General features: G+C 50.5%; 22 protein-coding genes. 11 read left to right on the plus strand and 11 right to left on the minus strand.

Going from position 1 to position 24,560, the window contains the following annotated elements; genetic code table 11:
- Positions 1 to 164 precede the first annotated feature (164 nt).
- Genes dacB through pmrB form a run of 3 tightly spaced genes read left to right on the plus strand, consistent with a single transcriptional unit; the run spans position 165 to position 3,369 of the window.
- Positions 165 to 1,598, plus strand: coding sequence for a serine-type D-Ala-D-Ala carboxypeptidase (gene dacB, locus ACM615_RS13925; RefSeq protein ID WP_113877108.1), 1,434 nt, complete (start codon positions 165 to 167; stop codon positions 1,596 to 1,598).
- Between the two features lie 20 nt (positions 1,599 to 1,618).
- Complete coding sequence (gene pmrA / locus ACM615_RS13930) at positions 1,619 to 2,281, plus strand: two-component system response regulator PmrA (RefSeq protein WP_129639328.1); 663 nt, start codon at positions 1,619 to 1,621, stop codon at positions 2,279 to 2,281.
- Complete coding sequence (pmrB, locus tag ACM615_RS13935; protein WP_113877106.1) at positions 2,278 to 3,369, plus strand: two-component system sensor histidine kinase PmrB; 1,092 nt, start codon at positions 2,278 to 2,280, stop codon at positions 3,367 to 3,369. Before pmrA ends, pmrB begins: the two co-directional genes overlap by 4 nt.
- Positions 3,370 to 3,454: 85 nt before the next feature.
- Here the strand turns inward: pmrB and cgtA are convergent, their stop codons facing one another.
- The 4 genes from cgtA to rplU all read right to left on the minus strand — a co-directional run bounded on the left by cgtA (position 3,455) and on the right by rplU (position 6,290).
- Positions 3,455 to 4,627, minus strand: coding sequence for an Obg family GTPase CgtA (gene cgtA / locus ACM615_RS13940; RefSeq protein ID WP_129639330.1), 1,173 nt, complete (start codon positions 4,625 to 4,627; stop codon positions 3,455 to 3,457).
- Positions 4,628 to 4,660: 33 nt separating this feature from the next.
- Positions 4,661 to 5,617 (minus strand): DMT family transporter, encoded by a 957-nt coding sequence (locus ACM615_RS13945; RefSeq protein ID WP_431012054.1) that lies wholly within the window; start codon positions 5,615 to 5,617, stop codon positions 4,661 to 4,663.
- An 85-nt stretch (positions 5,618 to 5,702) separates the two neighbouring features.
- On the minus strand, positions 5,703 to 5,960 hold the full coding sequence (gene rpmA, locus ACM615_RS13950) for a 50S ribosomal protein L27 (protein ID WP_013573805.1): 258 nt from the start codon (positions 5,958 to 5,960) through the stop codon (positions 5,703 to 5,705).
- 18 nt (positions 5,961 to 5,978) lie between these two features.
- Positions 5,979 to 6,290, minus strand: coding sequence for a 50S ribosomal protein L21 (gene rplU, locus ACM615_RS13955; protein WP_013573804.1), 312 nt, complete (start codon positions 6,288 to 6,290; stop codon positions 5,979 to 5,981).
- Between the two features lie 259 nt (positions 6,291 to 6,549).
- On the opposite strand from rplU, the gene ispB reads away from it, so the two are divergent.
- Positions 6,550 to 7,521: an octaprenyl diphosphate synthase gene (gene ispB / locus ACM615_RS13960; RefSeq protein WP_112286803.1), complete on the plus strand. Its 972-nt coding sequence runs from the start codon at positions 6,550 to 6,552 to the stop codon at positions 7,519 to 7,521.
- A 49-nt stretch (positions 7,522 to 7,570) separates the two neighbouring features.
- Here the strand turns inward: ispB and ACM615_RS13965 are convergent, their stop codons facing one another.
- On the minus strand, positions 7,571 to 7,930 hold the full coding sequence (locus ACM615_RS13965; protein ID WP_112286804.1) for a DNA-binding protein: 360 nt from the start codon (positions 7,928 to 7,930) through the stop codon (positions 7,571 to 7,573).
- Between the two features lie 688 nt (positions 7,931 to 8,618).
- On the opposite strand from ACM615_RS13965, the gene ACM615_RS13970 reads away from it, so the two are divergent.
- A complete protein-coding gene (locus tag ACM615_RS13970) occupies positions 8,619 to 8,891 on the plus strand; it encodes a helix-turn-helix domain-containing protein (protein WP_113877104.1) in 273 nt (90 codons plus the stop codon).
- A gap of 87 nt (positions 8,892 to 8,978) precedes the next feature.
- On the opposite strand, the gene mdh is transcribed toward ACM615_RS13970, so the two are convergent.
- Positions 8,979 to 9,917, minus strand: coding sequence for a malate dehydrogenase (gene mdh, locus ACM615_RS13975; RefSeq protein ID WP_113877103.1), 939 nt, complete (start codon positions 9,915 to 9,917; stop codon positions 8,979 to 8,981).
- A gap of 467 nt (positions 9,918 to 10,384) precedes the next feature.
- Here mdh and argR point away from each other — a divergent pair, with 467 nt between their 5' ends.
- The 3 genes from argR (at position 10,385) to yhcN (ACM615_RS13990) (ending at position 12,023) form a co-directional block, all read left to right on the plus strand.
- Positions 10,385 to 10,855 (plus strand): transcriptional regulator ArgR, encoded by a 471-nt coding sequence (argR, locus tag ACM615_RS13980; RefSeq protein WP_112286807.1) that lies wholly within the window; start codon positions 10,385 to 10,387, stop codon positions 10,853 to 10,855.
- A 440-nt stretch (positions 10,856 to 11,295) separates the two neighbouring features.
- Positions 11,296 to 11,559 (plus strand): peroxide/acid stress response protein YhcN, encoded by a 264-nt coding sequence (yhcN, locus tag ACM615_RS13985; RefSeq protein WP_112286808.1) that lies wholly within the window; start codon positions 11,296 to 11,298, stop codon positions 11,557 to 11,559.
- Positions 11,560 to 11,759: 200 nt separating this feature from the next.
- Entirely contained in the window at positions 11,760 to 12,023 is a 264-nt protein-coding gene (yhcN, locus tag ACM615_RS13990; protein WP_112286809.1) for a peroxide/acid stress response protein YhcN, read from the plus strand.
- 316 nt (positions 12,024 to 12,339) lie between these two features.
- On the opposite strand, the gene mpl is transcribed toward yhcN (ACM615_RS13990), so the two are convergent.
- The gene (gene mpl, locus ACM615_RS13995; RefSeq protein ID WP_431012055.1) at positions 12,340 to 13,725 is read right to left on the minus strand and encodes a UDP-N-acetylmuramate:L-alanyl-gamma-D-glutamyl-meso-diaminopimelate ligase; all 1,386 of its coding nucleotides are present in this window, start codon (positions 13,723 to 13,725) and stop codon (positions 12,340 to 12,342) included.
- Between the two features lie 167 nt (positions 13,726 to 13,892).
- Between mpl and fbp the strand changes: the two genes are divergently transcribed.
- The gene (gene fbp / locus ACM615_RS14000; RefSeq protein WP_112286811.1) at positions 13,893 to 14,897 is read left to right on the plus strand and encodes a class 1 fructose-bisphosphatase; all 1,005 of its coding nucleotides are present in this window, start codon (positions 13,893 to 13,895) and stop codon (positions 14,895 to 14,897) included.
- A 124-nt stretch (positions 14,898 to 15,021) separates the two neighbouring features.
- Here the strand turns inward: fbp and ACM615_RS14005 are convergent, their stop codons facing one another.
- Positions 15,022 to 16,593, minus strand: a complete 1,572-nt coding sequence (locus ACM615_RS14005; protein WP_112286812.1) for a methyl-accepting chemotaxis protein — start codon at positions 16,591 to 16,593, stop codon at positions 15,022 to 15,024.
- A 316-nt stretch (positions 16,594 to 16,909) separates the two neighbouring features.
- Here ACM615_RS14005 and ppa point away from each other — a divergent pair, with 316 nt between their 5' ends.
- Positions 16,910 to 17,440 (plus strand): inorganic diphosphatase, encoded by a 531-nt coding sequence (gene ppa, locus ACM615_RS14010; RefSeq protein ID WP_013573791.1) that lies wholly within the window; start codon positions 16,910 to 16,912, stop codon positions 17,438 to 17,440.
- 118 nt (positions 17,441 to 17,558) lie between these two features.
- Here the strand turns inward: ppa and ACM615_RS14015 are convergent, their stop codons facing one another.
- The 3 genes from ACM615_RS14015 to tamA are packed head-to-tail and all read right to left on the minus strand — an operon-like array spanning position 17,559 to position 23,435.
- On the minus strand, positions 17,559 to 17,912 hold the full coding sequence (locus ACM615_RS14015; protein WP_113877099.1) for a gamma-glutamylcyclotransferase family protein: 354 nt from the start codon (positions 17,910 to 17,912) through the stop codon (positions 17,559 to 17,561).
- A 31-nt stretch (positions 17,913 to 17,943) separates the two neighbouring features.
- Complete coding sequence (gene tamB / locus ACM615_RS14020) at positions 17,944 to 21,759, minus strand: autotransporter assembly complex protein TamB (RefSeq protein ID WP_431012056.1); 3,816 nt, start codon at positions 21,757 to 21,759, stop codon at positions 17,944 to 17,946.
- Positions 21,756 to 23,435 carry an autotransporter assembly complex protein TamA gene (tamA, locus tag ACM615_RS14025; RefSeq protein WP_276320313.1) on the minus strand — a complete coding sequence of 560 codons (1,680 nt, stop codon included), beginning with the start codon at positions 23,433 to 23,435 and terminating at the stop codon, positions 21,756 to 21,758. Before tamA ends, tamB begins: the two co-directional genes overlap by 4 nt.
- 328 nt (positions 23,436 to 23,763) lie before the next feature.
- Between tamA and msrA the strand changes: the two genes are divergently transcribed.
- Complete coding sequence (gene msrA, locus ACM615_RS14030) at positions 23,764 to 24,399, plus strand: peptide-methionine (S)-S-oxide reductase MsrA (protein ID WP_153062839.1); 636 nt, start codon at positions 23,764 to 23,766, stop codon at positions 24,397 to 24,399.
- Positions 24,400 to 24,560: the final 161 nt, after the last annotated feature.

Consider the following 24,560-nt stretch of genomic DNA (forward strand, 5'->3'; position numbering starts at 1 on the left):
GGAGTTGCCACCAGGCCAGGATTCATTTTGCATTTTGATTCGTATTTTAACGTAGAGTTCCTTGAGGATCATCGTTTACTTTCAGCCACGTTGCGCCTTGGTTCGTAGCATCGTAGTATGGCACCACATTATCCCGCCGTTACCCAGAGCCTTTACTCAAAATAATGCGTTTTTTACGAATTGTCAGTGGATTAGCATGCGCGTTTGTACTGAATACAAATGCGGCTCAGATCGAAAATTACACAGAATATCTGCCTGACGGCACGAATCTGGCTGTGCTGGTACAGAAAATTGGCGCGCCTGCGCCGGCTATAGACTATCACGGTACTCAAATGGCGCTACCCGCCAGTACCATGAAGATTCTGACCGCGCTGGCGGCTTTGCTGCAGCTTGGGCCTGATTTTCGTTTCACCACCACACTTGAAACACCAGGTTCGGTTTCTGATGGCGTATTAAAAGGTGATTTAGTCGCTCGTTTTTCCGGCGATCCGACATTAAAACGTCAGAATATTCGGAATATGGTCGCTGTGTTGAAAAAACAGGGCGTCAAAGAAATTACCGGCGATGTGGTGATCAACACTTCAGTTTTTGCCAGCCATGATAAAGCGCCCGGATGGCCGTGGAACGACATCACCCAATGCTTTAGCGCACCACCGGCAGCCGCTATTGTCGACAGAAACTGTTTCTCAGTCTCACTGTACAGTGCCCCGAAACCTGACGAAAACGCGTTTATCCGCGTAGCATCTTACTATCCTGTGCATATGTTCAGCGAAGTGCGCACTCTGGCGAAAGGGTCTCCGGATGCACAATATTGTGAGCTGGACGTCGTGCCTGGTGAATTCAACCGCTACACCCTCACCGGCTGTCTGACCCAACGCAGCGAGCCTTTGCCGCTGGCGTTCGCTATTCAGGATGGCGCGAGCTATGCCGGTGCGATTTTAAAAGATGAGCTGTTGCAGGCTGATATTCAGATTGATGGCACGCTGAAGCGTCAGACTCAACCAACACCAGCGGGCACCGTTCTGGCACAAACCCAGTCGGCGCCGTTGCATGATCTGTTGCATCAGATGCTCAAGAAATCAGACAACATGATCGCCGATACGGTATTTCGGACAATTGGCCATCAGCGTTTTGGCGTGCCGGGAACGTGGCGTGCCGGTTCAGATGCTGTCCGTCAGATTTTGCGTCAGAAAGCAGGCGTAGATTTAGGTAACTCTATTCAGGTTGATGGTTCCGGTCTTTCCCGCCATGACTTGTTGTCACCGGCCACTATGATGCAGGTACTGCAATACATCGCGCAGCATGATAAAGAGTTAGACTTTATCTCAATGCTGCCATTGGCGGGTCATGACGGAACCTTGCAATATCGCGGCGGTCTGCATGAAGCAGGCGTTGACGGCAAAGTGTCGGCGAAAACCGGCTCACTGTCTGGTGTGTACAACCTTGCAGGCTTTATTACGACAGCCAGCGGACAGCGCATGGCCTTCGTCCAGTTCCTTTCAGGGTATGCGGTTCCGCCTGAAGATCAACGCACGCGACGGGCTCCGCTGGTGCGCTTTGAAAGCCGTCTCTACAAGGATATCTACCAAAATAATTAACCACGGAGAAGTGCCAGAAGATGAAACTACTGATCGTTGAAGATGATGAACTCTTACGGCAGGGGTTGATGCTGGCACTTACCAGTGAAAATTATGCCTGCGATTGCGCTTCAACGGCGGCCGAGGCGCACAGCCTGATTCAAACCAGCCAGTACAGTCTGGTGATCCTGGATTTAGGCTTGCCAGACAAAGACGGGGCAACGTTGCTGCGCGAGTGGCGACGCCAGAATATCGCTCTCCCCGTTCTTATCCTTACCGCCCGGGATGCGTTAGAAGACCGCGTCGATGGTCTTGATGCCGGCGCTGATGATTACCTGATCAAACCTTTTGCACTGGTCGAATTACAGGCCCGCGTGAGGGCGCTTATCCGCCGTTATCAGGGACAAAGCGACAATCAAATTTCAGTGGGTAATCTGAAAATCAATTTGTCCTCGCAACAGGCTTATCTCGACAGCAATCCGGTGGAAGTCACTCCCAAAGAGTTCGCGATTTTGTCGCGCCTGATGATGCGTGCGGGGCAAACCGTGAACAGGGAATTACTTCAGCAGGATCTCTACACCTGGCAGGATGATCTGGGTTCCAACACGCTCGAAGTCCATGTTCATAATCTGCGTCGTAAGCTCGGTAAAGAAGTCATCCGCACCGTACGTGGCATTGGCTACCGGCTGGAAATCCTGCAATGACCAGTATGCGTCGCCGCCTGCTGGTTATGCTGGCATTGATTTTATTCGTCACTCAGCTCACCAGTGTTTTCTGGCTCTGGCATGAAAGTCAGGAACAGATTAATTTACTGGTTAATGACACGCTTTCTGCAAAAGTACGGAACGCGCATGTTGAGAGGGAAATCGCAGAAGCGATTGCTTCGCTCATTGCGCCTTCGCTGCTGATGATGAGTATTACACTGGTTCTGTCCTTTTGGGCGATCAGCTGGATTATCCGCCCGCTCAATCAGTTGCAGAAACGTCTTGAAACCCGCTCTGCTGATAACCTTTCGCCCCTGCCCCTTAACAGCGAAATCAGGGAAGTTGTTGCCGTCACCAATGCGCTGAACCAGCTATTTTCCCGTCTCTCCAGCACTATTCAGCAGGAACGATTGTTCACTGCCGATGCGGCGCATGAGCTACGCACCCCTCTTGCTGGCGTACGCTTGCACCTGGAAATCATGCAGAAAAATGGCGTGGAAGGCAGTGATACGTTGATAAGTCGTATCGACCTGCTGATGCACACCATAGAGCAATTGCTCATGCTGGCCCGCGCCGGGCAAAATTTCGCCAAAGGCGAATACCAGCAAGTTGATCTGATCAGTAACGTCATTATGCCACTCGAAGAAGAGTTACGCGAAATGCTTGATGAGCGCGGACAGAAGCTGAAAATACACTTACCGCCGCTTGCTGAAATTCAGGGAGATGCCGTGCTGTTGCGGTTGATGGTAAGGAATCTGGTCGAGAACGCCTACCGTTACAGTCCGGAAAATAGCGACATCACAATTACGATTGCGCCAAAAGATAACGGCTTCCTGATACAGATAGATGATGCGGGCCCGGGCATTGATGAGACCAAAGCCAGCGAGCTGACACAGGCGTTTAAACGCAGCGATCAGCGGTATGGCGGCAGCGGTCTGGGATTAAATATTGTGGTGCGAATAGCGCACCTGCATGCCGGTACGCTGACATTGCTAAACCGCACTGGCAACACTGGCCTCAGCGCACAATGCTGGTTACCGGATGTCGCATTACAAAGTTCTCTGACACTTTCACCAGACGCCCGCTAATACGCGCTCTTATTAACACGCGATTAAAAAGAAAGGCTGCCAATGGCAGCCTTTCTTTCAGAGATATGTCGCTAATACACGGGAATTAACGTTCGTAAATGATTTCTACGCCTTCGTCGTCATCTTCATCCCAGTCATCATCCCAGTCGTCGTCAGCTTCAGCTTCCACTTCAGCCAGTTGTTCACGATGATAGTCGTCCCACATGAACTCAACTTTCTCTGGCGCAGCTTCTTCGATTGCCATGTGCTTAGGATTTTCATTGATGAATTTCATCACGTCCCAGCACAACGCATTCACGCCTTCGCGGTTTGCGGCGGAAATCAGATAGTAATTACCTTCCCAACCCAAAGCATCGGCGATTACTTTTGCACGTGCTTCCGCTTCTTCTTTTTCGATCAGGTCAACTTTGTTGAATACTAACCAGCGCGGCTTTTCAGCCAGCTTGGCATTGTATTGCTTCAACTCATTGATGATGACTTTCGCATTTTCGATCGGATCAGATTCATCAATCGGCGCGATGTCGATCAGATGCAAAAGAACACGGCAACGCTCGAGGTGCTTCAGGAAGCGAATACCCAGACCTGCGCCTTCAGATGCCCCTTCAATCAGACCCGGGATATCTGCAACCACAAAGCTCTGCTCATGATCCATACGGACAACGCCCAGGCTCGGAACCAGCGTGGTAAACGGATAATCAGCAACTTTAGGTTTCGCCGCAGACACTGAACGGATAAATGTAGATTTACCCGCATTTGGCAGACCCAGCATACCAACATCAGCCAGAAGCATCAGTTCGAGTGCGATATCGCGCTCTTCACCTTTAGTGCCCATGGTTTTCTGACGCGGTGAACGGTTCACGGAAGATTTAAAGCGGGTGTTACCCAGCCCGTGGAAACCGCCTTTCGCGACCATATTAATCTGACCATTTTTGGTCATGTCGGCCAGGACTTCACCCGTGCTTTGGTCGAGAACGCGCGTTCCGACAGGCACTTTAATGGTGATATCTTTACCGCGCTTACCGGTACAGTCGCTGCTCTGACCGTTAGTACCGCGCTCAGCACGATAAGATTTCACAAAGCGGAAATCGATCAGCGTATTGAGGTTCTCATCAGCAACCAGGTAAACATCGCCGCCATCACCACCGTCGCCGCCGTCAGGGCCGCCACGTGGAATGTATTTTTCGCGGCGGAAGCTGACGCACCCGTTACCGCCATCACCGGCCACAACCAGAATCGTGGCTTCATCAACAAACTTCATTTGTACCGTCTCCGTAAATCATTCGCCGGGCAGCTAAAGTTTAGCTACCAGGTTTTGCTCTGTCCGACGTGGCCACCAACGATGGCCAATTGCGGAAAACATTGCACCCGCCACCACCACAAATGCCCCAAGATAACCAATGAAATTAAGCACTGGTGCAGCAAAAAAGTCAGGCCAGGCAAGTGCCAATAAATCTGAAAATAGCAGGGTAAACAGCGGGGTCAGTGTCACAAGAGCACTGACCTGAGCTGCCTGCCATCTCGCCATCGCTTCCGCTAAGGCGCCATATCCTACTAAGGTATTCGCGCCGCAAAACAACAGACAGGCAAACTGCCAGCCGCTGAGCTGTGAAAGCACCGCCGGGCTGGCCAGCGGGAGCAATGCGATAGAACATAAAGTGTACAGCAAAAACAGAATTTGCGGTGAAGCCAGTTGACGCAGCAATACCTTTTGCGCCACGCCGTATATCACCCAAACCATTGCTGCCCCGACGCCAAAAATTACACCCAGGGTGTAATCCGTCAGACGGGTAAAAATCTCAATCAGGCTGGTATTAAAAAATAATATCAGCCCGAAGATTAACATACTGGCGCCAATGACCTGCGTAACACGCATCCTTTCTTTCAGGATGATCACGCTGGCCACCATCATACCGACAGGAGAAAGCTGACCGATTACCTGCGAGGCCGTCGGGCTGAGAAATTGCAGGGACGAACTAAAAAGGACAAAGTTCCCCAGCAATCCGCAGGTGGCAATCAGGACTAAAACCAGCCAGCGTGGCCGGCTAAAAATCGCTATCGGCGGCAATCTGCGTCTGGCAGCAAGAATACAACCCAACACAATGGCAGCCATCGAAAACCGATACCAGACTACTGTGAAGGGATCCATCACCACTAAAACCTGCTTCAGAGCGATGGGCAAAGATCCCCAACTCATAGCAGTGATCAGCGCCAACATAATCCCAACAGGAGCCTGCGATTTCGTGTCCATATCCCGCCAGAATGGGCTAACCAGAATGTAAAAAGCCCCGCAACGAATTGCGGGGCTTACATCTATTTACTAAGACGCGAAAAACTTATTCAGCTTCGATGCTGATGTACTTACGGTTTTTCGGGCCTTTAACTTCGAACTTGACTTTACCGTCAGCCAAAGCAAACAGAGTGTGGTCCTTGCCGCAACCCACGTTGATACCAGCGTGGAATTTGGTGCCGCGCTGACGAACGATGATGCTGCCTGCCAGTACTGCTTCGCCGCCAAAGCGTTTTACGCCCAGACGTTTAGCTTCTGAATCGCGACCGTTACGTGTGGAGCCGCCAGCCTTTTTGTGTGCCATTGTTCCGCTCTCCTAATCTTAAGCGCTGATGCCGGTGATTTTAACGTCAGTGAACCACTGACGGTGGCCCTGCTGCTTACGATAGTGTTTACGACGACGAAACTTAACGATTTTGACCTTTTCGCCACGACCGTGAGCAACGACTTCAGCTTTAATTACACCGCCAGCAACTAAAGGCAGGCCGATGTTGATTTCTTCACCGTTTGCAATCATCAGAACCTGATCGAATTCGATAGCTTCGCCAGTTGCAACGTCCAGCTTCTCCAGACGAATAGTCTGGCCTTCGCTGACACGGTGTTGTTTACCACCACTTTGGAAAACCGCGTACATATAAAACTCCGCTTTCCGCGCACTCAACTTTGTATAGTCCAGAGGGCGCTATAAATATTCACAATAGGGCGCGAATTCTACGCAAAAAATCAGCATAAGACAAGAGCACAATGCCTACAAAAGAAGAAAAAAAGCGCAGTTCTTTCGATAGCATTTATCTACACTGTTTTTCAAGTACAATCCCCTTTACAGTTAGCGCCATGTGCCAATGTGAGCCAGATCTCATTGCGGTGAAGAGAACAACAGCCGAAAAAACACAATGAACCTAGAACAGATTATTGATCTTACCCAGGACGACATGGCTGCAGTCAACGCATCCATCCTTGAACAGTTGAATTCAGAGGTTTCTCTCATCAATCAACTGGGATATTACATCATCAGTGGCGGCGGCAAACGTATCCGCCCGATGATAGCAGTACTGGCAGCCAAAGCACTATCCTATGAGGGCGACAAACACGTAAAAGTCGCCGCTCTGATTGAGTTTATCCACACAGCCACGCTGTTGCATGACGACGTCGTTGATGAGTCTGATATGCGTCGAGGTAAAGCGACGGCTAATGCCGCATTTGGTAACGCAGCCAGCGTGCTTGTCGGTGATTTTATCTACACCCGGGCATTTCAAATGATGACTGATCTGGAATCGCTCCCTGTTCTTGCGCTGATGGCAAAAGCCGTGAATGTGATTGCAGAAGGTGAAGTTCAGCAATTGATCAACTGCAATGATCCCGACATCACTGAAGAAAGCTATATGCAGGTTATCTACAGCAAAACTGCGCGCCTGTTTGAAGCGGCATCTCAATCCTCTGCCATGCTGGCTGGCGGGAATGATGAGCAGATTAAAGCGTTGCAGGATTACGGCCGTTATCTCGGTACTGCATTCCAGCTGATTGACGATTTGCTCGATTATGATGCTGACGGTGAAACACTGGGCAAAAACACCGGTGATGATCTCGATGAAGGGAAACCGACGTTGCCGCTTCTGCATGCCATGAAGCACGGCAATGCGGAACAATCGGCCATGATTCGAAAAGCTATCGAAGAAGGCAACGGACGTCATTTACTGGAACCTGTTCTTGCCGCGATGCATCAATGGGGCTCACTGACGTATACCCGTCAGCGTGCTGAAGAAGAAGCCGATAAAGCCATTCAGGCACTGCAGGTTCTTCCTGAGTCTGAATATCGGGCCGCGCTCGAAGGTCTGGCTCATATGTCTGTAAAACGCGATTTCTGAACATACTCCGTCGTACCCGCCAGCAGGCAGGTACGACGGTCTTGTGCGATTAAGCCTCTCCCGGTTTGCGCAACCTGTTAAGCATTTCCGCCACACCTTCCCGCACGATAAAAGAAATCATCGTTTCGCGTTCCGGCTCCCTGAGTTGTTTATAACTTTCTATCCAAATCGCCAGAGGGTCCTGATGAGATGTATACACATATTCCGCAGAGTGTTCGTTCATGGCGAGACTCGCCACCGCACTGCCCGGTAAACTGTCGATGTGATATTCCACCGCCCGCCCCTGCACACCTCGCCTGCGACGCTTTACCCAGCCTAATCTGCGGGCCATTCCATGCACACCCTGTGTGGATGTGGGAAGGCCTTCTTTTCCGGTCAATTCCTTTGCAGCAAACCACTCTTTTTTCATAACATTCCTTGTATTTCTTATATAAGAATAAGAAAGGTCGTTGTTATACATTCATGACAGGCAATTAATCATGATGTCCTTCCTGGCTGGTGAGCGTTTTTTTAAAGATGGTATTAACACGTGTCATTTAGGAATACAGGTATTTAAAGAAAAGAAGATATTCAATTTTTCAGAATGCGTCTACTGCTGCTTTAAAAAGTTTCCATGAATTATATTCATCAAGAGTTGTGCAACCCTATAAAAAGGACTTTTTCAGAAAGTTATGAAAGCAATCTCTTTCAGAAACGAAACCACCATCACAAACCCCATGAATAACATAAGGTTAAAGAAAAAATTATTTATAGCCTGATACTAACCCTCCGTCATCAATCACCTTCTTCCTAAAAAATTTATTCACACATTACTAATATCGATGTAATTGCTAAAAATAACAACATTCCAATAACGCTTCCTAATAAAATGTATTCAACAAATTCACTAAAAATCGAGACAAATCACAAAAAGCAAATTTAAATTACTTGTTTGTTTTAATGATAATAAGAATGTATTTTCGAAATAAGAGAATAACTTATTATTCGGAAACATTGATGAGACTAAATAAAATTACAACAAGCACTCGAGGAATGTATGTTTTTGGCAATAGCCTCTTATAGCTTCTTATAATCTGTTTAACCCATAAGGAAAGATCATGACGGCAAATAATAAAGACTGGCACCAGGCGGATATCATTGCAGCGCTTCGTAAAAAAGGAACAACTCTGGCTGCGGTTTCGCGTTCTGCAGGGCTGAGTTCTTCCACGCTTTCAAACGCGTTATCAAGACCGTGGCCAAAGGGGGAATTGCTGATTGCCAGTGCGCTAGGCATTCATCCGTCGCTCATCTGGCCCAGCCGTTACTTTGATGCGAATACATTAAAGATCATTGAACGTCGTTGCCGGCCAACTCCCGATACGCGCGTATAAAATCAAATATTCAGAAAAAACCGCCAGATTTCTCTGGCGGCTCTTTGACTCAATGGCCTGCTTGTTGACGCCTTAATCAATGAGGACTTACTTATTAATGAACTGCTCGCCTAATTCGATATCTTTACGCAGGATATCTAACATTGAGTCCAGGGATTGTTGTTCAAAATGGCTGAGCTCACCGATGCTGATAAGCTCAGATACCCCTTCTTTACCCAGAAGAACAGGCTGCGCGAAGAAACGGGCATGTTCGCCTTTCCCTTCAACATAAGCACATTCAACCACATTGCTTTCACCTTGTAAGGCCCGGACCAGAGAAAGCCCGAAGCGTGCAGCAGCCTGTCCCATGGAAAGCGTGGCAGAACCACCACCCGCTTTAGCTTCTACAACTTCCGTACCGGCATTCTGAATACGCTTCGTCAGCGCTTCAACTTCGCTGTCACTGAACGTGATTTCAGAAAGCTGAGATAATAAAGGAAGGATAGTCACCCCTGAGTGCCCGCCAATGACCGGCACTTCAATGTCTTCTGGCTGCTTACCTTTGAGTTCAGCAACGAAAGTGTTAGAGCGAATAGCATCGAGCGTTGTCACACCAAACAGTTTGTTTTTGTCGTATACACCGGCGTTTTTCAACACTTCAGCCGCAATCGCAACGGTCGTGTTAACAGGGTTGGTGATGATACCGATGCAGGCTTTCGGGCATGTACTGGCCACTTGCTGGATTAGATTGCGAACAATGCCCGCGTTCACGTTGAACAAATCAGACCGATCCATACCGGGTTTACGGGCGACACCGGCAGAGATCAGGACGATGTCCGCGCCAACCAGAGCTGGCTTCGCATCTTCACCGCAAAAACCTTTGATTTTAACTGCTGTGGGGATATGACTGAGATCGACAGCGACACCCGGAGTAACCGGAGCGATATCATATAATGAGAGTTCGGAACCGGAAGGTAGCTGGGTCTTGAGCAGAAGCGCGAGGGCTTGACCGATACCACCCGCAGCACCGAGAACTGCAACTTTCATCCTATACTCCTTTTTTATCATTAACTTATAAGTGTCGTGGAATTATTTTAGTGTGACCTTAATCACTTACGCTGTTAAAAACAATTGCTCACCTGCAGAGAAACTGAGGTTGGTCGTTTAGAAAGTAAAAAAAACCCTTTGCAACGACCTTTTCCGGTCTTTTATGACTTTTTATCGGAAAGCGACATTATTAAAAGTAGCAGCACAAAACACACCAGGTTAATAAATGGTTAAATTCGCTCCAATGTTGAGAGCTGAATCGTGATCATCAGATAAAGGAGGGATTGAAGGTGTGGTCTCAAAGAAATGCACATTTTTGGCATATCCATTACCTCTCCTTTTTCCCCATAACGCCTGTGTTCCTTGCCGGATGCATAATTCGGGATCAGCATCTCTTCGCATAGTTGCATAAAAATGCAATTATCTGCATAATCAACACAACTATGATACAGAGACCAGGGTGCAAAATGCGTAATCCTGCTAAACAGGAAGATTTAATCAAAGCCTTCAAAGCATTGTTGAAGGAAGAGAAATTCAGTTCTCAGGGCGAAATTGTTGCCGCACTTCAGGATGACGGTTTCGAAAATATCAATCAGTCAAAAGTCTCACGGATGCTGACCAAGTTTGGTGCTGTCAGAACCCGTAATGCGAAGATGGAAATGGTGTACTGCCTGCCTGCTGAGATTGGGGTGCCAACCACCACCAGCCCGCTGAAAAATCTGGTATTGGATATAGACCATAATGACGCGGTTGTCGTGATCCGCACCAGTCCGGGCGCGGCACAACTGATCGCCCGCTTGCTCGACTCACTGGGTAAATCAGAAGGGATCCTCGGCACGATTGCCGGCGATGATACCATCTTCACGACACCGGCCCGCGGCTTTAGCGTTAAGCAACTCCATGACGCGATACTCAGTTTGTTCGAGCAGGAACTGTAAATCCGCTTCATTTTGAACCTGCTGCAGCACCTTTTCTGTGCCAGAGGTCAGAAGAACACGCTTTCTGGCCTCCTCTTAACTACCTCCTTTCTAAATCACTGTTCCCTTTCAAGAGCATCCCGCAGTCATTCCTGTTAAATCCCTTAACAAGCACCACAACCACGTCACAGAAAGATTTCAACGATGTGATTCACTGCAAAAATAAGCACAAATAGCCACATTCACCCAATTTATTGATTTTACGAAAAATTAACACAAAAAGTCTATTTTTCACGCGTTTTTTATTCTTTTTAGTTATTAAAAATACACATAGGATGCACATAGACACCAAAATAACTATTAGCAAACTATTAATATTTACAGTTATTAGATGTATACTCATTTCCGTGGTGTGAAGCACCGGATATTGAAAACATAATAAAATCGACGAGGTCAAAATCATGAAAGTTAAAACTACAATCGCAACATTAAGCATTCTATCTGCCCTGTCATTTGGCGTTTTTGCAGCACAACCTGTAACACAGGAACAAGCGTCAAATCTGCAATCAACTGGCATGATCAGCGTGAGCGGTGTTGCCGGCGCACCTTCTGATATCCGTCAGGCATTGTCAGACAAAGCCGATGCCAAAGGCGCTAAAGCATTCCGTGTTATCGAAGTTCGTGAAGAAGGTAACTACCACGCGACCGCTGAAATTTACCAATAAGTTCGGGTAAACGTAGCGAAGGGGCCTGAATGAATCGGGCCCGCGCAATGCGCATCTAGACGGATTTGTCACTGCATCATCTGCGTTCCCGTAGGCTTTACGCACTCCTGAACCCGATATCACAGTTCTGATGAATCCAGACATCAATCGACGTTGCTCTCGAAATAATCTAACAACGTCAGTGAATTCAGGAAATTATCATGAAAATCATTACTACTATTGCCGCCCTAAGCCTGTTATCTGCTGTTTCTTTCGGTGCATCCGCCGCGCAGCTGGTGACTAATCAGCAAGCAGAAAATTTACAGCCTATGGGCACAATCAGCGTCAGCGGCGTCGATGGTGTTCCGACCGATATCCGCCAGCAACTGTCTGATAAAGCCGACAGCAAAGGCGCTAAATCTTTCCGCGTGATAGAAGCCCATAACGACGGCGCTTATCATGCAACCGCAGAAATCTATCAGTAAGATCCCTGAGTAAGTCCCTGATACAAAGCCACTGTTTGAGTATTTTGAATTAGCGTTACCGGGTTTCAACAGCCACTGTTCGAAGAAATACAGCGAAAATACACTGCGCTGTTGAGGCTGGAAGGAGAGCTGACACTGCCACTGCCTTGCTCTCCGGCTAACGATACCCTCGTCGTCCTGTCCGACGACACCCTTTGGCCCTCAATTTTTGAGGGCTTTTTTTTTGTCAAAATTTTTGCCTCAAAGAGTCCTGTCCGTCGGTAAAAGGCAAAAAAAAGCACAGCCGGAGCTGTGCCTGGTTCCATCAATTTACGTTTTACAGCTCTTGCACAGCCTGCGCCTTGGTTGCCAGTGCCGCCAGCAGTTTGCCGTGAATGCCGCCGAAGCCGCCGTTGCTCATCACCAGAATATGGTCGCCCGGCTGGGAAGCCTTGATCACCATATCAACCAGCGAATCGACATCTGCGCTCCAGTGCGCTGGCTGAATACAATGTTCAGCCACTTCAGCCACCTGCCATGGAATATGCTGCGGTTGTAACAGGAAGACTTCGTCAGCACGACCCAGGGACGGTGCCAGTTCATTCTTACTCATCCCCATTTTCATGGTATTAGAGCGAGGTTCGAGAACCGCAAGAATGCGCGCAGTCCCGCCAACTTTGCTGCGCAACGCAGAAAGCGTGGCCAAAATGGCTGTCGGATGGTGAGCGAAATCGTCGTACACGCTGACACCGTTTTCCACACCGCGAAGCTCCAGACGGCGGCGGGCATTGATAAATTCTCCCAGCGCTTTGCAGGCATCTTCCGGCTTAACGCCAACATGACGGGCAGCGGCGATCGCCATCAGTCCGTTATGCATGTTGTGTTCGCCGACCAGATTCCAGTTAACCTGACCGACCACTTCGCCGTGCAGATAGACTTCAAAAGTGCTGGCGTCTGGCGTCAGTTTTTTCGCATCCCATGCACAATTTTCAGCTTCACCGGCAAATTCCTGCTCACTCCAGCATCCCATCGCCATGACCTGTTTCAGTGGTGTGTCGTGCTCTGGCAAAATAATTTTGCCTTTGCCCGGCACCAGACGCACCAGATGGTGGAACTGTTTCTGAATGGCCTTAAGGTCGTCGAAGATATCAGCGTGATCGAACTCGAGGTTATTGAGCACCAGTGTACGCGGGCTGTAATGAACGAACTTGGATCGTTTATCAAAGAACGCGCAGTCGTATTCGTCGGCTTCCAGCACCATAAACGGACTGTTGCCAAGACGCGCAGAGACCTCAAAATTGCCCGGCACGCCGCCAATGACATAACCCGGCTCATAGCCGCAGGCCTCGAGGATCCACGTGACCATTCCCGCCGTCGTCGTTTTGCCGTGCGTACCCGCCACCGCAATAACCCAGCGTCCCGGAAGGACGTGGTCATGCAACCATTGTGGCCCTGAAACATAAGGGATCCCCTGCTCCAGTACGGCCTCGACGCAAGGATTACCGCGCGTCATCGCGTTGCCGATAATCACCAGATCAGGGTGCGGATCGAGCTGTGCAGGATCGTAGCCCTGGATCAGGTTGATCCCCTGATTTTCCAGAAGCGTACTCATCGGTGGATAAACGTTGTCGTCCGAACCGGTGACCTGATGCCCCTGAGCACGAGCCAGCATCGCCAGCCCGCCCATAAACGTGCCGCAAATCCCAAGAATATGAATGCGCATATATTTTCCATTGATGCCTTTAAGTCAGCCGCTATTCTACCGCTCAGATTCCTCCAGAAGAAATGGATTTGCCTATGATTCGTCCATATATTTGGGCTAAACTGCCTTCGCTCTTGTGAAATTTTTATTAACGTACCGTTATCTATCCTCGATTCAGGGAAAGTGTCATGAAAACGTTAGGCGAATTTATTGTTGAAAAGCAGCAGGATTTTCCACATGCAACCGGTGAACTGACAGCGTTGCTTTCAGCGATAAAACTCGGCGCCAAAATCATTCACCGCGACATCAACAAAGCGGGTCTGGTTGATATTCTGGGCACCAGTGGTGCTGAGAATGTGCAGGGTGAAGTGCAGATGAAACTCGATCTGTACGCAAATGAAAAACTAAAAGCAGCCATGAAGGCGCGCGGTGAAATTGCCGGTATCGCGTCTGAAGAAGAAGATGAAATCGTCATTTTCGAGGGCGAACGCGCTGAAAATGCAAAATACGTCATTTTGATGGATCCGCTGGATGGCTCCTCCAATATCGACGTAAACGTCTCCGTCGGCACGATTTTCTCCATTTACCGTCGTACCACCCCGCTGGGCCAGCCGGTTACTGAAGCTGATTTCCTGCAACCGGGGAATCGTCAGGTTGCCGCAGGTTACGTCGTGTATGGTTCTTCAACCATGCTGGTGTACACCACTGGTGCTGGCGTTCATGCCTTTACTTACGATCCTTCTCTCGGTGTGTTCTGCCTTTCTCACGAAAAAGTCTGTTTCCCTAAAAAGGGCAACATGTACTCGATCAACGAAGGTAATTACATCAAGTTCCCTCTTGGCGTTAAAAAATACATCAAGTATTGCCAGGAGCAGGATGAAGCCACGCAGCGTCCTTACACTTCACGTTATATCGGCTCGCTGGTCGCAGACTTCCATCGTAACCTGCTGAAAGGCGGCATTTATATTTACCCAAGCACCGCCAGTCATCCGAACGGAAAACTGCGTTTGCTGTATGAATGCAACCCGATGGCTTTCCTTGCGGAGCAGGCCGGTGGTAAAGCCAGTGACGGTAAAAATCGTATTCTGGATATCGTTCCGCAAAAACTGCATGAACGTGCGCCGTTCTTTGTCGGTAACAGTTCAATGGTCGAAGATGCAGAACGCTTTATCGCGCAGTTCCCGGATGAATAATCAAACTTGCCTCAATAAAATCATCAAAGAATGAACGTGATACCTCTGTAACTTAGCAATACTCCAGAACGTAAAAAGGTGGCTTTTCAGCCACCTTTTCTTTATTCAGCCCGACGGCCAGAAATCAGAACTGACCTGCCCGGTTCAGCTTAAATACCGCCATGCTTTCAGCCAGCAACTGCGCCTGTTCTTCCAGAGAACGCGTGGCCGCTGTCGCTTGCTCTACCAGTGCCGCATTCTGCTGCGCCACCTGATCCATTTGGGTAATCGCCACGTTCACCTGTTCGATGCCATGAGTCTGCTCGGTGGTTGCGATAGATATTTCGCGCATCAGACTGGTCACGCGGGTCACTTCGCTGGAAATTTCCAGCATCGTATCGGCGGCTGATTTCACCATATCCGAACCCTCAGAAACGCGACTTTCAGAGTCAACAATCAGCTCTTTAATTTCTTTGGCAGATTGCGCACTGCGTTGCGCCAGGCTGCGCACTTCACCGGCTACCACGGCAAAACCACGCCCCTGTTCACCCGCACGCGCCGCTTCGACCGCGGCATTCAGCGCCAGAATATTGGTCTGGAATGCGATGCCGTCGATAACAGTAATAATGTCGCCAATGCGTTTCGAGCTGTCGGTAATGCCCTGCATTTTATCCATGACCTGATGCACGACTTCGCTGCCCTTACCGGCAATAACCGAAACGCTTTGCGCCAGCTGATTCGCCTGTTCGGAATTCGCGGCATTCATACGCACGGTAGATGTCAGCTGTTCCATACTTGCTGCGGTTTCCTCCAGCGACGCAGCGGATTCTTCCGTGCGCTGCGCCAGATGCACGTTACCGGCAGCCAGTTCGCGGGAACCGACATCAATCTGATTTCCGGCATCGCGCACGCGACCGACCGACTCAACCAGAGAGTCCTGCATTTGTTTCATCGCTTTCAGCAAACGCCCCATCTCATTATTGCGGGAATCATCAATCTCATGAGTCAGGTCGCCTTTGGCGATAAATTCCAGCTGAGCGATAGAGAAATTCAGCGGATGCATGATGATTTTCTGCAAGGCAAACCACGCCAGCACCGCGATCGTTAGCGCAATGACGAAAGCCGCAACGATCACCGTCAGCTGGATACGTGCATTGGCGCGAGCCTGTTCGATGCGCTTGCTGGTGTTATCGACCGCATAAGCACGAAAATCTGCCAGCGCTTTGTCGTAAGCATTGCTGTAAGGCGTGATTTTATTTTCCAGCACATCGTAATAACCGTCTGCGCTTTGCGCCTGAAGCGCGGCCAGAATCGGGACTAAACCGTTAGCTTTATACGCGTCGTAGGTTTTCTTCACGGCGTCGGATAAATCTCTGCCCTGCTGAGTTTCATCCTGAATGCTGACAAATTTTGCCAGATCGGTATCAGCCTGTTTGATATAACCGGCAATGCGATCGGCAGTCGTTTTGGCATCATCCATCATGCCGATTTCCAGCTGGCGTACGGCCACACCGCTGGCGACGCGCGTGCGCAGTGAGAAACTGTAGCTGTCGGCCAGTGAACCAAGTTCATCACCCTGAAGCTGATTAATCTTTTGCAGGGAAGTCGCACTCTGCCTGATAGCATTGGCACCCAGCACGCTAACCAGCAGTAAAATCAACGTCATAAATACCAGCAAACCGATCAGACCGGCTTTTACGCTCAACTTATTCAACATACGATGTTATCCAGCCATTCAGGTGAAAAGAGATACTTCCGGTGAGGTAGGGATCAGGTGATTCCTGATTTTTTGTTTGAATATTGTTATCGGCAACGGACTGAATTTCTTGATAAGAAAAGTAAAAACAGGCAGTTACACGGTAAAGCGTCGGATGAGTAAATTTTACTGCCACCGCTGAGGATTTTGACGACCTTCAGCAGCAGGTCGTGCCGGAAAAAGCGCTAAGAGGTTCTGACGAAAAGGGCGGGAAATCGCGGGAGAGTTGGCTATAATGTGCGGCACTCTATTCCTGGTTCAACGAAGGAAACCAACAATGAGCTTACTGAATGTCCCGGCGGGCAAAGAACTGCCAGAAGATATCTATGTCGTTATCGAAATCCCTGCAAACGCAGATCCAATCAAGTACGAAGTGGATAAAGATACCGGCGCGCTGTTTGTAGACCGTTTCATGTCAACTGCGATGTTCTATCCGTGCAACTACGGTTACATCAACCACACTCTGTCTCTGGATGGCGACCCGGTTGACGTTCTGGTTCCAACGCCATACCCGCTGCAACCAGGTTCTGTGATCCGCTGCCGCCCTGTCGGTATGCTGAAAATGACCGACGAAGCTGGTGAAGATGCGAAACTGGTTGCTGTTCCGCACACCAAACTGAGCAAAGAATACGATCACATCAAAGATGTGAACGACCTGCCAGAACTGCTGCGCGGCCAGATCACCCACTTCTTCGAGCAATACAAAGCGCTGGAAAAAGGCAAATGGGTAAAAGTTGACGGTTGGGCTGACGCTGCTGCAGCAAAAGCTGAAATCGTGACTTCTTTCGAACGCGCTAAAAACAAATAAGCTTTCAGCTGTTTGAATAACTGCCGTTTAAAAGAAAAAAACACCGCCAGATGGCGGTGTTTTTTTATGTAGTAAACGTTGTCAGACAACGATTATTTTTTAAACGACCTTGCTCAGATCATTCACTGACCACTTCGTTACGCTTCACCCAGTCTCCACCTGCTATTCTCGGCACACCATCCAGTGAGCGAATGTAGAGGTAAATCCAGGCGCTGCCATACGGTGTCGAGATCAGCTCACGACGGTAATCCTTGGTGTTACTTTTAAGCTCATCCAACTCCGCCAGTATTGACGAGGTAATGCGGTAAACTTCGCAATAGACTTTGCCTTCCCCTGGTATAACAGCAGGATAGTGGCCCAGATTATACAGGGCATACCCTTCCAGCTCATGGTCACCCAACCATTGAGCATTCGTCATCCAATGACTGTTGCCTTGCTTGCGTCGCAGACTACCGTAAACAATTATTCGCATGTTTATATTCGTATAGTAAAAGTCACATGAATTAAAACTCAAACTGATAGAGCAAATCCAATGCCTGATCGATGCCTGATACAGCCTGCAGGTAAAGCTTTGGCATCAACCGGTAGCGCAGAGTCAGAGTCGCCAATGAGTCGAATATTCCAACACCATATTTCACCTGTAATCCTGGTAAAACATAACCACTGACCACGACCTGAGAACTGTCTCCCACGCCCTGAGTATCCAGCGCCAGATTGCTGACACCGAATGCCTCGCCGATTTTACCCACAAGTTTACCACTTTGCGCAACCCCTAACCCGATAAGAGCGGAGGTCATTGCGCCACTGTCACCGCCAGAATTGTCTAATCCCTGCCCGCGAAGCAGGTAGGACAAGGCTTCCTGCTGCGACATCGCTGGATCTGAGAATATTTCAAGTTTAGGCGCATCAGCCTCACCTGTAACCCTCAACCCCGCCACCACGTCGTTCTCTGTCGCTTCCGGGTTACGGATCGCCTCCAGATTCAGCAACGGTTGATCCGCCGGTCCGGAGAACAGCATCTGGCCTTTACGCACAATCAAGTCTTGCCCGTAAGCGTGGAAGCGCCCGGACGGAATATTAATTTGTCCGTTCAGCCCCAGACCGCGACTGTCCTGCGCCACTTTAAGTGCGCCTTCAAGACGCGCTTTCAGACCGAATGCATCGAGGCGAACATCTTTCCCAATGTTCACCATCAGGTTGCTGTTGATCGGAATAGAGGCTGACTTTGGCGCAATCGGCTGACGCTGATCGTTAAGCATCACTTCATCCGATGAAACCCCGACCGCGCTTTCCGGCAATTCCTGCACCGTAATGCGCGCCCACGGAATATCAACGGTTCCGTTAAGCGAGAACAGCTGCGGTGTGGCATCAAACACTAAATCCGGTGAAACGTCCAGACGCACCATCGGCGGCACCGAAACACGTACTTTGTTGCCCCGTGCCGCAATACGCGCCCGCCAGGCATTAAGCTCACTCCAGTCGGCGTTACCGTTCAGTTCCAGCTGGCCCTGCGCGGTTTTAATCACCCCTTCCATGATGGATGACATGCCGTTGAAATTAATGCCGATATTGGCGTCAGTGATATCAAACGGCATAAACTGCGCGTCGAAATCGACACCGGTCAGCGCCAGCTTGCCGAACACCAGCGGTTTCTGTGCATTCCCGCCGAGCCGCAGATTGGCATTCAGAATTCCCGACGCTTTTTCGCCGTCCATCAGCGCCGGTTGCAGTAAGGCCATGGAAATGCGGGCGATATTCACATTGCCGCTAAGATTACGTTTACCCTGCGGATCGGCAATCTGAATGCTGCCATCCAGCTGACCGTTATTGGTTATCCTGATTAACCAGTCGAGATTCGCACGGCCATTATTCAGCCCGGCGCTCAGGTTCAGCGTGTCGAAGGCGACAGGCAGCGGACTGCCCTGCACCAGTTGCTGAACCTTCACGCCTTTACCCACCAGTGAGACGCTGGCCTGTGGCAGACCGCCCTCGGCTTTCCAGCTCACATCCGCTTTACCGCTGAACACACCGTTCAGCTGCGTATCATCGGTGAGGAAAGGTTTGACCATCGCCAGATCAAAGCGGTTGAGCACAACGCTCGCCTGCCCGCTGGCACCGGCATCAATGGTTTTCGGCACACACAAATCCGCATTCGGGTTTTGCCAGCAATGAGGGCCGACAGTGATGCGTTGTTCTTTGTTGAAGTAATCCAGCGCAATAGAACGGTTGAGGCGCCACTGCCCGACCGGCGTATCAAATAACGTATTGGTGATACTGCCTTTCCACTCTTCGGTTGCACGGTCAAAACTGCCGCTTAACGCCAGGCGACCGGACACCGGTTTACCGTCGACTTTCAGCGTCAGCTGATGCTGCTTCTCGTTACCTTTGGCATCGAGATTAATATCGGTGATATCCAGCGCATCCTGTTTAAGTTGCTGAACGCGAACGGCAAGATTGCCCTGGATCTGATCGGTTGAGCTGACGTCGCCTTTGATATCCACGCGACGCACCGTCAGTGCCTGCCACTTCAGGCCGGTGGCGGTCAGATCCGCCAGCAGCTTCGGTGCTTTAAGATCACCGCGCAGCTGCAACATCCCTTTCACCACGCCGCCCAGTCCCGGCAGTGCGCCGTCAAGATGTGGCGCATCCACTTTGGCGTCGAGGTTCCAGGTGTCGCCGAGCGTGCCCTTCACATCCAGATTATTGCGCCCCAGTTCAAGGTGCAGTTGCGGAATATCCCACTGCCCGTAGCTGTTTCCGCGCACGTTACCTTGTGCTTTGACGGCGTTTTGCTTGACGTTCCCGGTCAGATCCAGCACCGGCACCTGCATCTGCCACGTGCCGCCATACAGACTGCCGCGTGTGGTGATCTTGCCCTGCAACTTCGCAGGCCAGTCCGGATACTGTTTCGCGGTATTGATGCCGGTCAGCTTCAGTTCACTGTTCCAGCTGATGGCTTTACTCCAGTCCACCACACCGGTCAGATCGGTATTCCCTTCCAGCGCCGCAAGGCGCAGCAGCGTCAGTTTGAACTGCTCCACATTGCCTTTACCATCAAGTATCAGTGTGGCGGGTGGGATCTGATCACCTTTGAAATCTGAACGCAGCGAAAGCGCATAATCGGTCGCTTTACCGCTGAAATTAAGTTTGAAGCCTTTAACCTGATACTGAGGTGTGCCGGTCAGCGGCCATTGCAGCGCGTCGCTGGTGAGTTTCAGATCCAGTGGCAGACCGGCTTCTGCCAGTTGCGTTTCCAGCGCCAGCTGCGCACGCACCGGGCCGGAAAGATTCAGGCCGACATCCAGTTTGTCGCGTAATCCGCCACCCACTTTCAGTTTGATCTTCTCACCCTTCAGCGGGTCGATATTCACTGCGGTGTTAATCGTCAGATCCACCGGCCAGTTTTGATTAAGCGTCGCCTGCCCCGTGCCATCGACAGAACCCTGAGCAGAGCGCACCATCAGTTTATCCAGCTTAACCTGCTGATCCTGCGTGCTGGCCTTCAGTTCAAAACGGGTGATCAGCACATCGGTATCACCGGTCAGCCGCAAGTTTTCACCGAGGATTTGCTGAATATCCAGATCGACCGGCAAACGGAAATCGGGTAAATCAGGCAGCAGCGGTTTGGCAAACATCTCCTGCAATGTTTCACCCAGCGGTTTCTCCGGCACCACCACCGGCGGCTCAGCCGGTTTGCCCGTCGCTTTCTCCACGGCTTTGTCCTGCGCGGCCTGCACCACTTCCGGCAGCGGATTGACCGGCGTTTTTGGCAACGCAATCAGTAATCCGCCGATACGTGTTGGCATCAGCTGAATGGCACGGCCTTCCCAGTGCGCGCCGGTGCGGAATGACGCCAGCGAAATCGCCCGATCATCCAGCGTGATATTAATATTATCCAGCGTCAGCAGACGGAGAGTGATGGGATACGGTGTGCTGAGATTGGTCAGTGGCTCGCTGGTTTCCGGCTCCGGTTGAGCCGCAGCTGGCGTCATCTCTTTGGTGTTCACCACCACGTTGACGTCTTTTACCCGCAACGCATTGACGCACAGCGCACTGTTTTTGAGACACGAGAAATCGAGGGAAAGGTGGAACTCTCCGGCTTTCACATCCACGCCCGGCATTTCGTAATGTACGCCTTTGAGCGTCAGATCGCGCCAGCCGCCTTCCGTGCTGGCGATGTTCAGCCCTGGCACAAAGCGGTTCGCGCCGTTGATCATCAGATGCAGACCGGTTTGCGTCCCGACAAGGAAAGCCACCAGGCTGATTAACAGCACCAGGAAGATCAGGAAACCCAGACAGATTTTCTTAAATAAACTCATAATTCCGGACCCAAGCCGATGTAAAACTGCAATCCATGCTCATCTTTGTCGCCGACAGGTGCGGCAACATCTAATTTCACCGGGCCTATCGGTGAAGCCCAGCGCACACCCACACCCGCGCCGGTTTTGAAATCGTTTTGTGTGATGTCGTTAACCGCTTCGCCGGAATCGACAAACACCGCGCCCCACCATTTTCCGGTCACGTTGTATTGGTATTCCACCGAACCGGTACCCAGATAGGACGCACCGGTCAGCTTGCCTTCATCATCACGCGGGGAAATGGATTTGTATTTGTAGCCGCGAATACTGCGGTCACCCCCGGCGAAGAAACGCAGGGATGGCGGCACGCGCTCGAAGTCATTGGTTTCAATCCAGCCGAGATTGCCGCGGAACACAAAGCGGTGTTTATCCGCCAGTGTGCGGATCCAAACGTTTTGCGCCTGAATCACGGCGAAATCGACGTCAGATCCCCACGTGGTATCAGACACATCGAGAGAATAGCGCTGGGAATCGCCCCAGGTCGGCATCAGGCCGCCGCGCTGACGCGTACGGTTGAGGCTCACACCCGGATAAATCAGCATGGTGGTGTTGGTCACGCTACCCTGCGTAAAGTGGTCGAGGCTCCAGCGCAGGTTCACTGCATGCTGCCAGCCGCTTGAGAGATCCCAATAACGCGCCACATTCACCGTAGTAGAATCCGAGTTGGTATCGTTGAGATCTTCGCGTTTGAAGCCGCCCTGCACCAGGTAATATTGCTCCAGCGGCGATTTAAGCAGCGGAATTTTATAACTGAGATCTAAAGACTGCTCAGGACCAGACAGCGTGGTCGAGGTTTCAAAACTCTGACCCCGATCGTTCACCCATGGCTTTTTCCAGTTGGCCGTTACGCGCGGGCCAATATCCGTGGAGTAACCGACACCGGTTTCAATGGTATTTTCGGTACGCGGCGACACCACCGCGTTGAGCGGCAAGGTTTTTGTGGCTTTGGCATCAGTAAAATCTGGAGACACGACCACAGAGTTAAACCAGCCAGTTGCGGACAGGCGGCGGTTAAGCTCAGCCAGTTGCGCCGTGGTGTAATAATCACCCTTATGGAATGGCACCAGATTTTGCAGATACTCGTCGCGGATCTGTGATCCCTGATAATGGACGTCGCCGAAGTGGTAACGCTCGCCGCTGTCGAACTGAATATCCCAGAACGCTTTATGTTCATCTTCAATCACGCCCAGCTGGCTCTTGCGCATGTTGGCATCAAAATAGCCTTTACGCAGCGCAATCCCGGTCAGCGAGCTTTTAAAATTGTCGTAAGTCCCGTGGTTTAAAATCGTCCCGACCGCAGGCACATCACGCTTTTTAAGCTGTTCGAATTCATTATCTTTATCCGCCTGCCCTTCAATCACCACGCTGGTACCGGCGATTTTCACCGGTGTTCCCGGCGTGACTTTGGCAATCAGAACCGGACGCCCCGGCGGGGGTGTCTCGCGATAATCAAAATCGATCGTCGGGGAATAATAGCCCAGCGGCCGTAATCCCTGCTGGATCGCCGCACTGACGCGCGCGCGAAACCGGCCATTAGCGCCGACTTCATCGCTTTGAATCGAAGATAAACGAACGCGGACGTTCTTTTCCAAATCGCCATCCAGGCCTTCCAGCTGCAAACGCACCTTCGCTGCCATGGAAAGTGAGGGGGCCAGCAGTACTAATAACAAACCCAGTTCACGATATCGTGGCACACGCACTCCTGCTAATTTTACTGTCCTGTTAAAATATCAGATGCCCGCCGGAGAATATCTGCTCGTCTTTGGCAGATTCATCTTCAGAAGCTCAGATGAAAGCAGTTTAGTGCTAATCCCCTGAAAATGTTCAACGACGAAGCAACGTTCCCCGTATTGTGTGCAAAGACGCAATCAGATACAACTAACACTGGCCTGTTGGTCATGGTTATTCTTAAGGCCGCTTTGTTACAAACCTTGTTCATTTAAGCAACAACTGGAGTTTTCCGTGGTGCAACTTTCCGATAAAACGCAGCCTGTCACGCAGGCAGACGCGTTACCTGGCCGTACAACCCCGATGCCAGTGGCAACTATTCATGCAGTAAATGAACATTCAATGACGCATGTTCCTGACAACATGGAAGTCGCGATTTTTGCGATGGGCTGCTTCTGGGGCGTAGAGCGTTTGTTCTGGCAACAGGAAGGGGTTTACAGCACAGCAGCCGGTTACAGCGGCGGTTTCACCCCTAATCCGACCTACCGCGAAGTCTGTACCGGCCAGACCGGTCATGCGGAAGTGGTGCGCGTGGTGTTTGATCCGGCGGTGATCAGTTATGCGAAGCTGTTGCAGATTTTTTGGGAAAACCACGATCCGGCTCAGGGCATGCGCCAGGGCGGGGATATCGGCACGCAATATCGCTCAGGGTTGTACGTACTGAGCGCAGAGCAGCAAGATCAGGCGCTGGCCAGTCTGGCGAGTTTCCAGCAGGCGATGGACGAAGCGAACGATAAGCGCACCATCACCACGGAAATCACCGAAGCCCTGCCGTTCTATTATGCTGAAGACGAACATCAGCAATATCTGTTTAAAAACCCGGAAGGTTACTGCGGTTTAGGCGGGATTGGCGTCTGTCTGCCACCTCAATAATGCGGGATTTTTAAGCGCTGGCGGCAGTCTCAGTGCTGCTGCTATACTATGCGGGTCACAAATGTGGCCCTTTAAAACTATTTTCTGGCAATTATCTTTGTTTTTCATCCTTACGCTTTTTTCTTCTGAACAGCTTTTTAGTCGTTCTAATAAAATGATGT

The organism is Rahnella sp. PAMC25617, assembly GCF_050606005.1.
Lineage (GTDB): Bacteria > Pseudomonadota > Gammaproteobacteria > Enterobacterales > Enterobacteriaceae > Rahnella > Rahnella variigena.